This is a genomic window from Allobosea sp. Root381 (genome assembly GCF_001429395.1).
Lineage (GTDB): Bacteria > Pseudomonadota > Alphaproteobacteria > Rhizobiales > Beijerinckiaceae > Allobosea.
Genome location: NZ_LMJT01000006.1, coordinates 81058 through 94188, shown reverse-complemented (window position 1 = coordinate 94188; position 13131 = coordinate 81058). Strand labels below are relative to the sequence as shown.

At 66.7% G+C, this 13131-nt stretch carries 12 protein-coding genes; 5 read left to right on the top strand and 7 right to left on the bottom strand.

Annotated features, from left to right (window positions below):
- Positions 1-184 precede the first annotated feature (184 nt).
- The 4 genes from ASE63_RS08020 to ASE63_RS08010 all read left to right on the top strand — a co-directional run bounded on the left by ASE63_RS08020 (position 185) and on the right by ASE63_RS08010 (position 4511).
- Positions 185-688, top strand: a complete 504-nt coding sequence (locus ASE63_RS08020; protein ID WP_056799247.1) for an invasion associated locus B family protein — start codon at positions 185-187, stop codon at positions 686-688.
- Positions 689-1182: 494 nt separating this feature from the next.
- Positions 1183-1335 carry a DUF1127 domain-containing protein gene (locus ASE63_RS26435; protein ID WP_156410244.1) on the top strand — a complete coding sequence of 51 codons (153 nt, stop codon included), beginning with the start codon at positions 1183-1185 and terminating at the stop codon, positions 1333-1335.
- 177 nt (positions 1336-1512) lie between these two features.
- The gene (gene trmFO, locus ASE63_RS08015; protein WP_056799245.1) at positions 1513-2925 is read left to right on the top strand and encodes a methylenetetrahydrofolate--tRNA-(uracil(54)-C(5))-methyltransferase (FADH(2)-oxidizing) TrmFO; all 1413 of its coding nucleotides are present in this window, start codon (positions 1513-1515) and stop codon (positions 2923-2925) included.
- A gap of 272 nt (positions 2926-3197) precedes the next feature.
- The gene (locus tag ASE63_RS08010) at positions 3198-4511 is read left to right on the top strand and encodes an MFS transporter (RefSeq protein WP_056799242.1); all 1314 of its coding nucleotides are present in this window, start codon (positions 3198-3200) and stop codon (positions 4509-4511) included.
- Between the two features lie 108 nt (positions 4512-4619).
- On the opposite strand, the gene ASE63_RS08005 is transcribed toward ASE63_RS08010, so the two are convergent.
- From ASE63_RS08005 to yajC, 5 genes are all read right to left on the bottom strand, one after another.
- The gene (locus tag ASE63_RS08005; RefSeq protein ID WP_056799239.1) at positions 4620-5513 is read right to left on the bottom strand and encodes a phytoene/squalene synthase family protein; all 894 of its coding nucleotides are present in this window, start codon (positions 5511-5513) and stop codon (positions 4620-4622) included.
- Positions 5514-5818: 305 nt separating this feature from the next.
- Positions 5819-6199: an MTH938/NDUFAF3 family protein gene (locus ASE63_RS08000; protein ID WP_056799236.1), complete on the bottom strand. Its 381-nt coding sequence runs from the start codon at positions 6197-6199 to the stop codon at positions 5819-5821.
- 31 nt (positions 6200-6230) lie between these two features.
- The gene (gene secF / locus ASE63_RS07995) at positions 6231-7178 is read right to left on the bottom strand and encodes a protein translocase subunit SecF (protein WP_056799232.1); all 948 of its coding nucleotides are present in this window, start codon (positions 7176-7178) and stop codon (positions 6231-6233) included.
- 26 nt (positions 7179-7204) lie between these two features.
- The gene (gene secD, locus ASE63_RS07990) at positions 7205-8815 is read right to left on the bottom strand and encodes a protein translocase subunit SecD (RefSeq protein WP_056799224.1); all 1611 of its coding nucleotides are present in this window, start codon (positions 8813-8815) and stop codon (positions 7205-7207) included.
- A gap of 55 nt (positions 8816-8870) precedes the next feature.
- Positions 8871-9200 carry a preprotein translocase subunit YajC gene (gene yajC, locus ASE63_RS07985; RefSeq protein ID WP_056799332.1) on the bottom strand — a complete coding sequence of 110 codons (330 nt, stop codon included), beginning with the start codon at positions 9198-9200 and terminating at the stop codon, positions 8871-8873.
- A 264-nt stretch (positions 9201-9464) separates the two neighbouring features.
- On the opposite strand from yajC, the gene ASE63_RS07980 reads away from it, so the two are divergent.
- Positions 9465-10343, top strand: a complete 879-nt coding sequence (locus ASE63_RS07980; protein ID WP_056799221.1) for an ATP-binding protein — start codon at positions 9465-9467, stop codon at positions 10341-10343.
- A gap of 145 nt (positions 10344-10488) precedes the next feature.
- On the opposite strand, the gene ASE63_RS07975 is transcribed toward ASE63_RS07980, so the two are convergent.
- Both ASE63_RS07975 and ASE63_RS07970 read right to left on the bottom strand, forming a co-directional pair.
- The gene (locus ASE63_RS07975; protein WP_156410243.1) at positions 10489-11247 is read right to left on the bottom strand and encodes a hypothetical protein; all 759 of its coding nucleotides are present in this window, start codon (positions 11245-11247) and stop codon (positions 10489-10491) included.
- A gap of 340 nt (positions 11248-11587) precedes the next feature.
- The gene (locus tag ASE63_RS07970; protein ID WP_056799215.1) at positions 11588-12898 is read right to left on the bottom strand and encodes a peptidoglycan DD-metalloendopeptidase family protein; all 1311 of its coding nucleotides are present in this window, start codon (positions 12896-12898) and stop codon (positions 11588-11590) included.
- Positions 12899-13131 lie beyond the last annotated feature (233 nt).

Genomic DNA, 13131 nt, shown 5'->3' with positions numbered 1-13131 from the left:
TGGGGGTAGCCCGTCGGGTCATGGATTGTTGAGGATCAAGTCCCCCGGCCGGACCGCGCGCAGCGCCGGCAGCGGCATGAGGGTTCACGGCACCCCTGCGCCTTGGCGCCGCAGGGGTATGCCTTGGTCACGCCTCGTTAACCCCTTTTTTCCACCCTGCCCGCTTCGGACGAAAGGAATCAGAATGAACAACCTCGCGCCCCGCGCCGCCGTCGCCCTTGTCGCCCTGATGGCTGCGGCCCCTGCCTACGCGGCCCCCGCGACGACGCTCGGCACGTTCAGCAACTGGAACGCCGCGGCCTATGGCTCGGGTGACAGCCGGCGCTGCTTTATCATCGCCGCGCCGACCGCCGCTGCTCCTTCCACATTGCGCCATGGCGACGTGCATTTCTTCGTGCAGTCGAGCGACGGCGCACACCGCACCGAGTCGAGCCTGCAGGCCGGCTACGCCTTCGCCAAGGAATCTGAGATCACGGTGACGATCGGCGACGAAAGCTTCCGGATGATCACCCAGGGCAACAATGCCTGGCTGCGTCAGCTCGAACGCGAGCCGGAACTGCTCGCCGCCATGCGGGCCGGCAGCGAGATGGTGCTCGCGGCGCGCTCCGCGCGCGGCAACGAGACGAGCTACACCTTCTCGCTGAACGGCGTCACCGCGGCCGCCCGGCTGCTCGATCGCTGCGCCTGAGCGACCTTACGACGCAGCGCAACATCAGCGTGGGGACGGCACGGCAGAATTCATTGCCGCCCCTGCGCCTCTTACGCATGCAATACGCGCCCTGCACCGGAATCGGGCGGAAACCGCCCCGATTCGCGAAGGATCATAGCTGCCCTGTTCGATTCCCCGCGAATATGGTGAATTAAACCCTGCACCGCGGCGCACAACCGGCAGAGCCCATCATGGCGCTCAACAATGCGGCAACACCTTTTCGGGCCTCCGTTGAAACAGGATAAATGCCTGTTTTTTAGGCTGCATTCTTTCAAATCTTACCAACGCGTTACCCACTCAGCGCGGGTGAGCCGCCAAAAAAGGAGAAATCAAGATAGGTTCATGCACTCATCGCATAACGGACCTGACCTTCTGCCTCTGTTTGCGGCGCACCGTCTGTCTTATCTGCAGTGCACAACGAATTTATCGCTGTGGGCACCGACCCGCTCCGGAACTTGACTAGGACGACCACCATGTTTCTCTCCATGATCGCTGCCAAAATCCGCGCCTATCTCCGCTATCGTGAGACCGTCCGCGAACTCTCCCGCCTGACCGACCGCGAGCTCGACGATCTCGGCCTGTCGCGCTCGGAAATCGCCTTCATCGCGCGCACCCACGCCGCGTGAGGATGGCATGCGGCTCCCTGACGGGAGCCGGTCACGAGTAGTGTCTCCCGGACTCGCGTTCCCCTCCCCTCGCGAAGACCGGTTGTAGAGCGAATGCCCGCTTTCGAGCGGGCATTTTGCGTTTCGGGCTCCCGTATCCCTTGACCTTCGGGGCGGCTGCGGACACATCCGCAGGCTATGGAACCCATTCACATCATCGGCGGCGGGCTCGCCGGCTCCGAAGCAGCCTGGCAGATCGCCGAGGCCGGCGTCCCGGTCGTGCTTCACGAGATGCGCCCCGTGCGCGGCACCGACGCGCACAAGACCGAGGGGCTCGCCGAACTCGTCTGCTCGAACTCCTTCCGCTCCGATGATTCGCTGAGCAACGCGGTCGGCCAGTTGCATTGGGAGATGCGCCGGCTCGGCTCGCTGATCATGGCCAAGGGTGACGCCCATCAGGTCCCGGCCGGCGGCGCGCTCGCGGTCGACCGCGACGGCTTCTCCCAGGCGGTCACGGCTGCGCTGGAGGTGCATCCGCTCGTCAGCATCGCGCGCGGCGAAATCGCCGGATTGCCGCCCGCGGAGTGGGACAGCGTCATCGTCGCGACCGGCCCGCTCACCTCACCTGCCCTGGCCCAGGGCATCCAGTCGCTCACCGGCGAGGATTCGCTCGCCTTCTTCGACGCCATCGCGCCGATCGTGCATTTCGACTCGGTCGACATGGATCAGGCCTGGTTCCAGTCGCGCTACGACAAGGCCGGCCCCGGCGGCACTGGCGCCGACTACATCAACTGCCCGCTCGACCGCGACCAGTACGAGGGCTTCATCGACGCGCTGCTCGCCGCCGAGAAGACCGAGTTCAAGGAATGGGAAGGCACGCCCTATTTCGACGGCTGCCTGCCGATCGAGGTCATGGCCGAGCGTGGCCGCGAGACCCTGCGCTGGGGCCCGATGAAGCCGGTCGGACTGACCAACAAGCACAACCCGACGGTGAAGGCCTATGCGGTCGTGCAGCTTCGGCAGGACAATGCGCTCGGCACCCTGTTCAACATGACCGGCTTCCAGACCAAGCTGAAATATGGCGAACAGGCCGCGATCTTCCGGATGATCCCCGGGTTGCAGAATGCCGAGTTCGCCCGTCTCGGCGGCATCCATCGCAACACCTATCTCAACTCGCCGAAGCTGCTCGACGACAGGCTGCGGCTGAAGGCTGATCCCCGGCTGCGCTTCGCCGGCCAGATCACCGGCTGCGAGGGCTATGTCGAGAGCGCTGCGACGGGGTTGCTCGCCGGCCGCATGGCCGCCGCCGAGCGCCTCGGCCATGACCTCGACCTGCCGCCAGCGACGACGGCGCTGGGCGCCCTCGTCAATCATATCACCGGCGGGCATATCGTCACGATCGACGAAGGCCCGCGGTCCTTCCAACCGATGAACATCAATTTCGGCCTGTTCCCGCCGGTGGAGGGTGCGGCGACGCATGGCCCCGACGGCAAGAAGCTGAAGGGCCCGGCCAAGAGCGTCGCCCGCAAGCATGCCCTAACCCACCGCGCGAAGCAGGTGATGGAGGACTGGGCGGGCGCGGAACCGAAGGGCGTGCCTGCGAGCGCCTGACCTGAACTCAGCAACCGGCCACACCCGATCGTGATGGCCGGATACGACTAAAGTCGAATGCGGCGCCCGCGAACAGAAAACGCCCCTATTTAGCCCCGTTTCTCCGGCGCAACTGCGCGAATATGCCGATTTGCGGCGTTTCGATGGTATTTCGCTGCCCCATCGTCAGCAGGGTTTTCGCATGCCGCGATGCAGCAAGCGCTGTGGCAGTGCGTCATCAGCTCGCCTATCGAAGGCGCCAGCAGAACAATATCGAGGAAATTCCGAGAGATATGACGACGACAACCGCCGAGGCGCGTCCGGCAGCATCCGACGCGAACATCCGCAAGGCCGTCACGGCCGCCACCGTGGGCACCGTCATCGAGTGGTATGACTACGCGCTCTACGGCGCGGCTTCCGGCCTGATCATCAACAAGCTGTTCTTCCCGAACCTCTCGCCGACCACCGGCGTGCTGGCCGCCTTCGCCACCTTCGCGGTCGGCTACTTTGCCCGCCCGGTCGGCGGCATCGTGATCTCGCATATCGGCGACAAGTTCGGCCGCAAGCCCGCCCTGATCCTGACCATCGCGATGATGGGCGTGGCGACGGTGCTGATGGGCCTGCTGCCGACCTACGAGACCATCGGCATCATGGCGCCGATCCTGCTGGTGCTGATGCGCCTGATCCAGGGCTTCGGCGCCGGCGCGGAGCTCGCGGGCGCGATCGTGCTCGTCGCCGAATACGCACCGGCCAACCGGCGCGCCTTCTATACCAGCCTGCCCAACGCGGCGACGCTGGTCGGCATCATGCTGGCGACGCTGTCCTTCCTGGCGATCTCCTATCTGCCGGAAGAGGTGCTGCTCGGCTGGGCCTGGCGCGTGCCCTTCCTGATGTCGGGCGTGCTGTTCCTGGTCGCGCTCTACATCCGCAAGCATCTCGACGAGACGCCGGAATATGTCGCGGCGATGGCCCGGGCGGAAGAACGCAAGCACGAGCAGTCCGTCCCGCTCGGCGACCTTTTCCGCAACAGCCCCAAGGAGGTCTTCTTCGGCTTCCTGTCGGTGACGGCGCACAACGCCAACGCCTACATCCTCAGCGCCTTCTCGCTGAGCTACATGACCAACACGGTCGGCATGAGCCGCACGGACGGCCTGATCGCGGTGACGATCGGCTCGCTCTTCGGCATCGTCGGTGTCGGCTTCATGGGCGTGCTGGCGGACAAGATCGGCGCGGCCAAGGTCTACATCTTCGGTGCGCTCGTCATCGGCGCCCTCGCCTTCCCGCTGTTCTGGATGTTCGACACCGGCAGCCTGCTCTGGTGCACGGTCGGCATCGCGCTCGGCTACGGGCTCGGCTTCGGCTCGACCTCCGGTGCGCAGGGCGCGTTCCTGACCAATCTCTACCCGACGCGCTACCGCTTCTCGGGACTGGCGATGTCGCGTGAGCTGAACGGTGTGCTGGTCGCGGGCCCGACGCCCTTCATCGCCCAGGCGCTGGTCGGCTGGGCCAATGGCAGCCCGGTCTATGTCTCGGGCTACATCGTCGTCTGCTGCCTGCTCTCGATCTTCGCGATCCTGGTGATCAAGAGCCGCTCGGTTCACGTCTGAGCATCGGTTCGATCCAGAAGCGCTCCGCCGAGGCACCCCGGCGGAGCCGCAGAAGACAAAGCCCCCGGCCTCGGCCGGGGGCTTTTTCGTTGGTCGCCTTCCTGTCCGTCAGACAGCCCGGCGCGCGGCGCGCCAGATCGCCCATTGCCGCCGCCAGGCCGGCAGGGTGATGATCGTGCGGTAGGGATCGTAACCCGCGACCTCCATCCGCCTGAGATAGGGCTCGACCAGCCCCGCCGGCAGGAAGGCCGGCATCACGGCGGCGGGAATCGTCCCGCGCAGGTCGCGCAGCTTCTGTAGATGGCCACGCGCGATCTCGCGCATCTCCTTCAGCGAATAGAGCAGGCCCGGCCCGCCCCGCCCGCGCACGATGTCGTCGCGGGTGACGCCGCTGCGCGCCAGCAGGTCGGCCGGCAGATAGACCTGCCCCTCGGCCGCGTGCCAGGGGAAGGCCCGCATCAGCCCGGTGAAGGCATAGGCGACGCCGGCATAGCCCGCGGCAGCGGCCCCGCCGGGATCACGGCCTTCGGCGAGGACGATCGAGGCCAGCCGGATCAGCGCGCTCGATGTCTCGCCCGCATAGCCCTCGAGGTCTCGCAGCGAGGGCATCGGATCGTCGTAGAGGTCGAAGATGCGCGCCTCGATCAGGCCGGTCAGCGGCGCGATGGGGAGGTTGTAGCGCGCGATCGTATCGAGCAGTGCGGCTGCCACCGGATGGGCCTGCGCCTCGCCGTCGGGCTGGCCCTCGAGCAGGTCGCGCCACCATTGCAGCCTGACCTCGCCCGGCAGCGGCTCGCTGACCAGCGCCCGCACCCGCGCGATCTCGTGGCTGAAGGCATAGAGCGCAAACAGCGCGGGACGCTGCGCTTCGGGGGCGTAGAGGCAGGTGATGTAGCGATCATGGTCCTGCTCGCGCACCAGCGTCGCGCAATGAGCATAGGCCTGCGGCAGCGGCGATCCTGCGGCTTCGCTGCGGCGGTCGGTCTCGGTTGCCTGCGGCATCACATTCTGCCTCGATCGGGCGCTGCATCACGGGACCGATGCGCGTCCTACCGGGCGCGAAGCTTCGATCCATCTTGTTGTTTCAGCATCGGATTGATCCGAAAAGTGGATTCCGCTTTCGGTCCGATCCTCCAAGCTTGCTCAACCAGTGTAGGACGAGCCGGCGGCGCATGGCTACGCCTCACCGGCATGGCAGGCGCGATTTGGCAAGGACGTGTCCCGTCACTGCGAGCGCGGCGAAGCAATCCAGGAGCACATAGAGCGCTGCCGCCCTGGAGAAGCGTCCAAGGCGATCGAAAAATGCGCTAGTCCACCGCGATCAACGCTGCCGCGACGCGCCTGTCCTCGGCCACCAGCACATTGTAGGTCCGTGCCGCAGCCCCCGTCGCCATGCCCTCGACCGTGATGCCGGCCGCGCGCAGATGCTCGCGCAGGGCGGCAGGAATGAAGGTGATGTCGGCGCCGGTGCCGATCAAGAGGAAGTCGATCGCCTCCGCCTCATCGAGCACGGGGCGCAGGCTCTCGGGCGTGATCTCCGCGAAGCGCGTCACCGGCCAGATGCGGATGCCGGACGGCGTCGCGAGGATCGAGCCGCGATGGCTCATTCCGGCGAAGCGGAAGCCGCCCGCGCCGAAGGCGTCGAGCGGATGGCGACCGGGGACGAAGCCGTCGAAACGCGCCGTCATGCGCCTGCCCGCCCCATGCCCGGAACCAGGCTCAGACCCTGGCCTTCGCGTCGGCGGCGACCTTCTCCTCGACGGGGACGTTGCGGCCGGAGCGGACGTCCACATAGAGCAGGATCGGGGTCGAGACGAACATCGCCGAATAGGTGCAGACCACTACGCCGAACAGCATGACCAGCGCGAAGCCCTCGATCGCCGTGCCGCCGAAGACGACGAGCGCGATCAGCGACAGCACCGAGGTCGTCGCCGTCATCGCCGTGCGCGACAGCGTCGAGTTCACCGAGAGGTCGAGCAGGTCGGGGATTGGCATCGACTTGTAGCGACGCAGCAATTCGCGCGTGCGATCGAACACCACAACCGTCTCGTTCAGCGAGTAGCCGACGATGGTCAGGATCGCGGCGATCGAGGTCAGGTTGAACTCGAGCTGGGTGATCAGGAAGAAGCCGAGGGTCAGCACGATGTCGTGCAGCGTCCCGAGGATCGCGCCGATGGCGAGCGGCATCTCGAAGCGGAACCAGAGATAGATCAGCACGCCGACGATCGCGAGCACCACGCCGAGCGTGCCCGCCTGGACCAGTTCGCCCGAGACGCGCGGTCCCACCGTCTCGACGCGGCGGAAGTCGTAAGCCGCGCCGAAGGCCTCGCGCGCCTGCACCACGACCTGTTGCTGCGCCGGCTCCCCGCCGGGCTGCAGCGCGAAGCGCATCGAGACCTCGCCGCCCGAGCCGAACTCCTGGACCTCGACCTCGCCGAAGCCGAGCCCGTTGGCGGTCTGGCGCAGCTGGCCGATCTCGATCTGGCCGCTCTTGACCTGCATCTCGATCAGCGTGCCGCCCCTGAAGTCGATGCCGAAATTGAGGCCGACCGTCATGAACAGCACGAGCACGAGCACGGAATAGGCGGCCGACAGCGGATAGCTGTAGCGCCGGAACCAGACGAATTTGAACTTGGTGTTGTCGGGAACGATGCGAAGCAGACGCATGCTCTAATTCTCCAGAATGGCAGGCGTCAGAAAGGCAGAGCCTTGGGCTTGGCCAGGCGATACCACAGCGCGATCAGCATGCGCGTCAGCGTCACGGCCGTGATGACCGTGGTCAGGATGCCGAGGATGAACACCACGGCGAAGCCGCGCACCGGCCCCGAACCCAGCGAGAACAGCGCCACCGCTGCGATCAACATCGTCACGTTGGAGTCGATGATCGTCGCGAAGGCGCGTTGGAACCCGGCTTCGAGCGCCGAGACGAGGCTGCGTCCCTGATGGCTCTCCTCGCGCATGCGCTCGTAGATCAGCACGTTCGAGTCGACTGCCGTGCCGATGGTCAGCACGATGCCGGCGATGCCGGGCAGCGTCATGGTCGCGCCCAAGATCGACATCAGCCCGAGGATCAAGCAGACGTGGACGACGAGCGCGATGCTCGCGATCACGCCGAACAGCCCGTATGTGCCGATCATGTAGAGCACGACGAGCACGGTCGCGATGATCGTCGCCATCTTGCCCGCCTGGATCGAATCGGCGCCGAGGCCCGGACCGACGGTGCGCTCCTCGACGATCGTCATCTTGGCCGGCAGTGCGCCGGCGCGCAGCAGGATGGCGAGATTGTTGACCGACTCGACGGTGAAGTTGCCGGAGATCTGGCCCGAGCCGCCGGTGATCGGCGACTGGATGACCGGCGACGAGATCACCTTGTTGTCGAGGACGATGGCGAGCGGGCGGCCGAGATTCTCGGTCGTCGCCTGGCCGAAGCGCTGGGCGCCGCGAATGTTGAAGCGGAAGTTCACGATCGGCTGCGAGCTGCGCGAATCGAAGGCGGGCTGCGCGTCGACGAGGTCCTCGCCCTCGACGATCACGCGCCGCTCGACGGGCACCAGCGCGCCGCCGGCATCCTGCGAGGGCAGCATGTCGACATCGCCGCCCTGGCTGTCGGCGACCATGCGGAACTGCAGCTTCGCGGTCTGGCCCAGGATTTCCTTCAGCCGCTGCGGGTCCTGCAGGCCCGGCACCTGAACCAGGATTCGGTCGAGGCCCTGGCGCTGGATGTTCGGCTCGGTCGTACCGAGCGCGTCGACGCGGCGGCGCAGCACTTCCATCGCTTGCTCGACGGCGCGGCGGACGCGCTCATTGGCGCCGGCCTCGGTCACCGAGAGCTGGATCAGCCCGTCCGGCTGCTCCGCAATGTCGATCGTGTTGTTGCCGGAAGGCCCGAAGGCCCCGAGCGTGCCGACCGGCTGGGCGAGCTCGCGCAGCTTCGGCAGCAGGCGGGCGCGGTCGGAGGCTTCCGGCACGCGCACGCTCACGCCGCGCGCCGTCATGTTGATGCCGCCCTGGAAGCTGACGCGCTCCTCGCGCAGGATGCGGCGGACGTCGTCGCGAAGCTGTGTCACCTGGCTGCGCACGAGGTCGGCGCGGTCGATCTCGAGCAGCACATGCGAGCCGCCCTGGAGATCGAGCCCGAGCACGACCGCATGGATCGGCAGCAGGATGCGCGGAATCCAGGACGGAGCGTTCTGCGCGATCGATTGCCGTGTCTCGGGCGAGAACAGGTTCGGCAGCGCGAATCCGCAGCCGAAGAGCAGCACGAGCAGGACGACGATGACCTTGCGGGTCTGGAAACGGAGCATCTGCGTGAACAGCCTTGTTGTCGCGCGCCGGCTCGCCGCGGAGCCGCAGCGCCTATCAGCTCTTGACCGGCTCGCCCTTGGCGCGAACGTCGGTGATCATGCCCTTGATGAGCTTGACCCTTACACCCTCGGCGATCTCGGCCTCGAGCTCGGCGGAGTCGTCGGCCACCTTGGTGACCTTGGCGATGATGCCGCCCGAGGTCACGACCGTGTCGCCGCGCCGCACGTTCTTGAGCATTTCCTGATGGGCCTTCGCGCGCTTCTGCTGCGGGCGGATGATCAGGAACCACATGATCACGAAGATCAGGACGAACGGCACCAGCGACATCAGCATGTCGGTGGAGCCGCCGCCACCGGCGGCTTGAGCGAAAGCGGGGGTGATCACGAAGAGGGCTCCTTCATCGAAGCGGCGCGACGCGCCGCCGGCCGCAGGCTGCGGCAAGTCCATCGTCAGGCGAGAAAAGCGCGCGGACTATAGCCAGCAACGCCGGTAAATCAATCTGACGCGCCCGGTTCCCCCGGCGCGTTCCTCACCTATGGGCTTGGCGCTATTCGCGCAATGCCCTTGCGCTTTGCGAGGCGGGACGCTTAACGGTTTTATGAGCCGTAACGCCGGGTACGGTTGCCCGCCCTTGGAAAGCTTTTCGCCATGACCGACCTTGCCCCAGACCAGACGCTCGCCACCTTGCTGCGGATAGCGGACGCGCTGGAACGCATCGCACCCGCACCGCGCAAGGCGGCCGACCTGACCCTCGCAGACGCCTTCGTCTGGCAGCCGGCCGGCTCGGACCTCGTGCCGGTGGCCAAGGTCAACCGCGTGGCGCTGTCCCTGCTGCGCGGCGTCGATCGTGTCCGCGACACGCTTGCCGAGAACACCGAGCGCTTCGCCCGCGGCCTGCCGGCCAACAATGTCCTGCTCTGGGGCGCGCGCGGGATGGGCAAATCGTCGCTGGTGAAGTCTGTCCATGCCGACACCAACCAGCGCCTGGATGGCGAAGCTCTGCCGCTCAAGCTGATCGAGATCCATCGCGAAGACATCGAGAGCCTGCCCGCGCTGATGGGAATTCTGCGCGTCGACCCGCACCGCGCCATCGTCTTCTGCGATGACCTGTCCTTCGATGGCGACGATACTTCCTACAAGTCGCTGAAGGCCGCGCTCGACGGCGGCGTCGAGGGCCGGCCCGGCAATGTCGTGTTCTACGCCACCTCGAACCGCCGCCACCTGCTGCCGCGCGACATGATGGACAATGAACGCTCGACCTCGATCAATCCGGGCGAAGCGATCGAGGAGAAGGTCTCGCTGTCCGACCGCTTCGGCCTCTGGCTCGGCTTTCACAAATGCAGCCAGGACGAATATCTCGAGATGATCGACGGCTATGTCGCGCATTTCGGCCTGAAGTTCGCCGCCGAGGAGTTGCGCCGCGACGCGCTGGAATGGTCGACCACGCGCGGCTCCCGCTCCGGCCGCACTGCGTGGCAGTACATCCAGGACCTGGCGGGCCGTCTCGGCACGCGGCTCGAGGATTGAAGCGCCGTTCGACCCGACAAAGCCCCCTCGCCGTCGTTGCAAGCGTAAGCGAAGCAATCCAGGAAGCGTAGAGCGTTGCCGCCCCTGGAATGCTTCGTCGCTGACGCTCTTCGCAATGACGCAGGCGGCCTTGATGCCGAGACCGTCAGAGCTTGCGCAGCGCCTCGGACAGCCGGGCGGTATCGACGCCGAGGCCATCGCGGAACGCGAGGCGCTTCTGCGGCCCGATATAGGGCTTGATGATCGAGACGCTGAAGAAGCAGGGCGCGGATTTGCCCGAGCAGTTCACCGAGCGGCCATGGGTCAGCGCGACCTTCACCGGCGTGGCCAGCCCAGGCACCGAGACGGAGACGTCGGCGATGTTATCGCCGGCCATCCCGCCGACCGCCAACGTCGCCTTGTCGGCGCGGACGATTCCGCTGACGACGACGTAATATTTGCCCCGCTGGCGCACGACCTCGTCGACATACCAGCGGCCCATCATGTCCTCGCCGGCGTCGACCCCCGCGCGATAGGCCAATGTCAGCCCCGTGCGTACCGATTCGTAATCGTCGCGGATGGCGTTCTCCGCGACGAAGCTGACCTTCGTGCCGACGGCCACCGCGATTTCCGTCTTCACCGCCTCGTTCGGGAAGCTCCCGGTCAGGGCGATGCCGTCGATCCGCGTCGAAGCCAGCGTGGTCGGCGAGGCGTTGCTCGGCCGCAACTGCAGCGGGATGTCGTCCGAGAGCCGCGTCAGCGTCGCGGTGCTCTGGTCGTAGAGAAAGAGCGTTCCGGGGTTGAACAACCCGGCATTCCGATAGCCGAGCCCGATACTGCGCGAGAAGCTCAGATCCGCCCCGACATCACTGTGATGGCAGCCCGCGCACAGCGCCGCCAACGCCAAGCCCAACAATGCTCTCATGACTTGCTCCCCAGCCGATGCACAACTTATGCATGCATGATGAGTCGCTGACAAGCATCGCGAGCATCCGCAGCGTAGCTGGCGCTTTGGCATTCGAGCCCCATCCTGAGGAAGCCCGAAGGGCTGTCTGGAAGGATGTTTCCGATCGCGCGGGAGCCTCCTGAAGCATCACTCGAGATGCCGCTGTGCGGCTCCTCAGGATGAGGGCTGAGGAGATTTTCGATCACGGCGCCCGCAAGCTGCGGGCAAAAGAAAAGCGGGGCGGCCTTTCCTGGGGCCGCCCCGCCTTGTTCCGACCGGCGGGGTCTCGCGGAGACCGGTCGAAGACTGACCTGGAGGATCAGTTGTTCAGATAAGGCGTCGGATCGACCGGGGACGAGCCCTTGCGCAGCTCGAAATGCAGCTGCGGCGAGGAGACGTTACCGGTCTGGCCCGATTTGGCGACAACCTGGCCGCGCTTGACCGTCTCGCCGCGCTTCACATTCAACTCGCCATTATGGGCATAGGCCGAGACGTAGCCGTTGGGATGGCGGATCAGCACGAGGTTGCCGTACCCCTTCAACTCGCTCCCGGCATAGGCCACGGTCCCGCCCTCGGCCGCCTTCACGGGCGTGCCCTCGGGAACCGCGATGTTGATGCCTTCATTGCCGCCCCGGCCGCTGAAGCCGGCGATAACGCGACCACGGGCCGGCCAGCGGAAATCGGCCTTCTCGCTCGCCTCTTCCTGCTTCGGCAGGCTGGCCGTGGTGACGGCGGCCTCCGGCTCGGCCTTCGGCACGGCCGTGACCTTGGGCTCGGTTGCCGGTGCGCTCGCGACGACGACCGGTTTCGCCTTTTCAGGGGCCGGCTTCGCCGCAGCCACGACGGGCCGTTCCGCGACAGGCTTGGGCGCTGCTGCGACGGCAGCCGGCCGGGCCGTCGGCGTGGCCGCAGCCTGCGCCGATGCCCTGGCGGCAGCCTTGGCCTTGGCCTCGGCGGCGAAACGAGCCCGCGATTCGCGCATCGCCACAGCGTCGGCTTCGGCCTTCGCCTTGGCTTCGGCGGCAGCAGCAGCCCGCGTCTGCCCGGTGCTGGCCCTTGCATCGGCGGCAGCCCTGGCCTCGGCCTGGGCCCCGCCACGAGCACCCTGCACGGAAGACGTCGGCCTGACCGGCGCGGAAGATGCCGGGCCGGCAACGAAACGTGACGCGTCCGAACGGGTTTCGCCGGCTGCCTGCGCGACCTGGCGGGGAGCCGAGGGCGCACCCATGGAGGCCGCGTTATAGACGGGGATGGTCAACCGCGTACCCGGCGCGACCTGCGGACTGGGAAGCCCGTTCGCCGTGATCAGCGCCGACCGCGGCACGCCGTAGCGCGACGAGATCGTGTCGAGCGTCTCGCCCTGGGCAACGACGATCGGCGTACCACCCTGGGCGCTCCAGCCCGAGCCGCTGCCAGCAGACTGCTGCGGCGCATGGCTGCGGAGCGCGACGGCCGATTGCGGCGGCGGCAGGGGCTCTGAGCGCACCGCGCTCATGCCCTGCGCGGGCGCCGAATAGACAGGCGCGCCGGCCGTCCGGCCGATCGAGCCGGTCGTTGCCGGGTCGCGCACCGAGGCCGGAGCCTCGGCGGTCTTGAAGGGACTTGAAAAGGGCGCGTCGGAAAAACGCATCGCCTCGGACGAACAGGCACTGACGCTCAAGGCGAGCAGGCACGCCGTCGACGCACGGAGGACGATACGAAAATGGACCGATCCGGCTTGACTATGCATGGGACAGAGCACTCGCGAACAACGCAACTCGATGAGGGTGATTAAAGCCCCGTTCAGGTTACGAAAGTCTTTCGCCGGCGATGTCGTCGTTTGCTTTTTCGCAGGTCGTACGGAAACGGGCCGAAGCGGCCCTG

Excerpts from the sequence above, each read along its gene's own strand:
- ASE63_RS08020 (WP_056799247.1), top strand. The coding sequence starts at position 185 with ATGAACAACCTCGCGCCCCGCGCCGCCGTCGCCCTTGTCGCCCTGATG.
- ASE63_RS26435 (WP_156410244.1), top strand. The coding sequence starts at position 1,183 with ATGTTTCTCTCCATGATCGCTGCCAAAATCCGCGCCTATCTCCGCTAT.
- trmFO (WP_056799245.1), top strand. The coding sequence starts at position 1,513 with ATGGAACCCATTCACATCATCGGCGGCGGGCTCGCCGGCTCCGAAGCA.
- ASE63_RS08010 (WP_056799242.1), top strand. The coding sequence starts at position 3,198 with ATGACGACGACAACCGCCGAGGCGCGTCCGGCAGCATCCGACGCGAAC.
- ASE63_RS08005 (WP_056799239.1), bottom strand. The coding sequence starts at position 5,513 with ATGCCGCAGGCAACCGAGACCGACCGCCGCAGCGAAGCCGCAGGATCG.
- ASE63_RS08000 (WP_056799236.1), bottom strand. The coding sequence starts at position 6,199 with ATGACGGCGCGTTTCGACGGCTTCGTCCCCGGTCGCCATCCGCTCGAC.
- secF (WP_056799232.1), bottom strand. The coding sequence starts at position 7,178 with ATGCGTCTGCTTCGCATCGTTCCCGACAACACCAAGTTCAAATTCGTC.
- secD (WP_056799224.1), bottom strand. The coding sequence starts at position 8,815 with ATGCTCCGTTTCCAGACCCGCAAGGTCATCGTCGTCCTGCTCGTGCTG.
- ASE63_RS07980 (WP_056799221.1), top strand. The coding sequence starts at position 9,465 with ATGACCGACCTTGCCCCAGACCAGACGCTCGCCACCTTGCTGCGGATA.
- ASE63_RS07975 (WP_156410243.1), bottom strand. The coding sequence starts at position 11,247 with ATGAGAGCATTGTTGGGCTTGGCGTTGGCGGCGCTGTGCGCGGGCTGC.
- ASE63_RS07970 (WP_056799215.1), bottom strand. The coding sequence starts at position 12,898 with ATGCGTTTTTCCGACGCGCCCTTTTCAAGTCCCTTCAAGACCGCCGAG.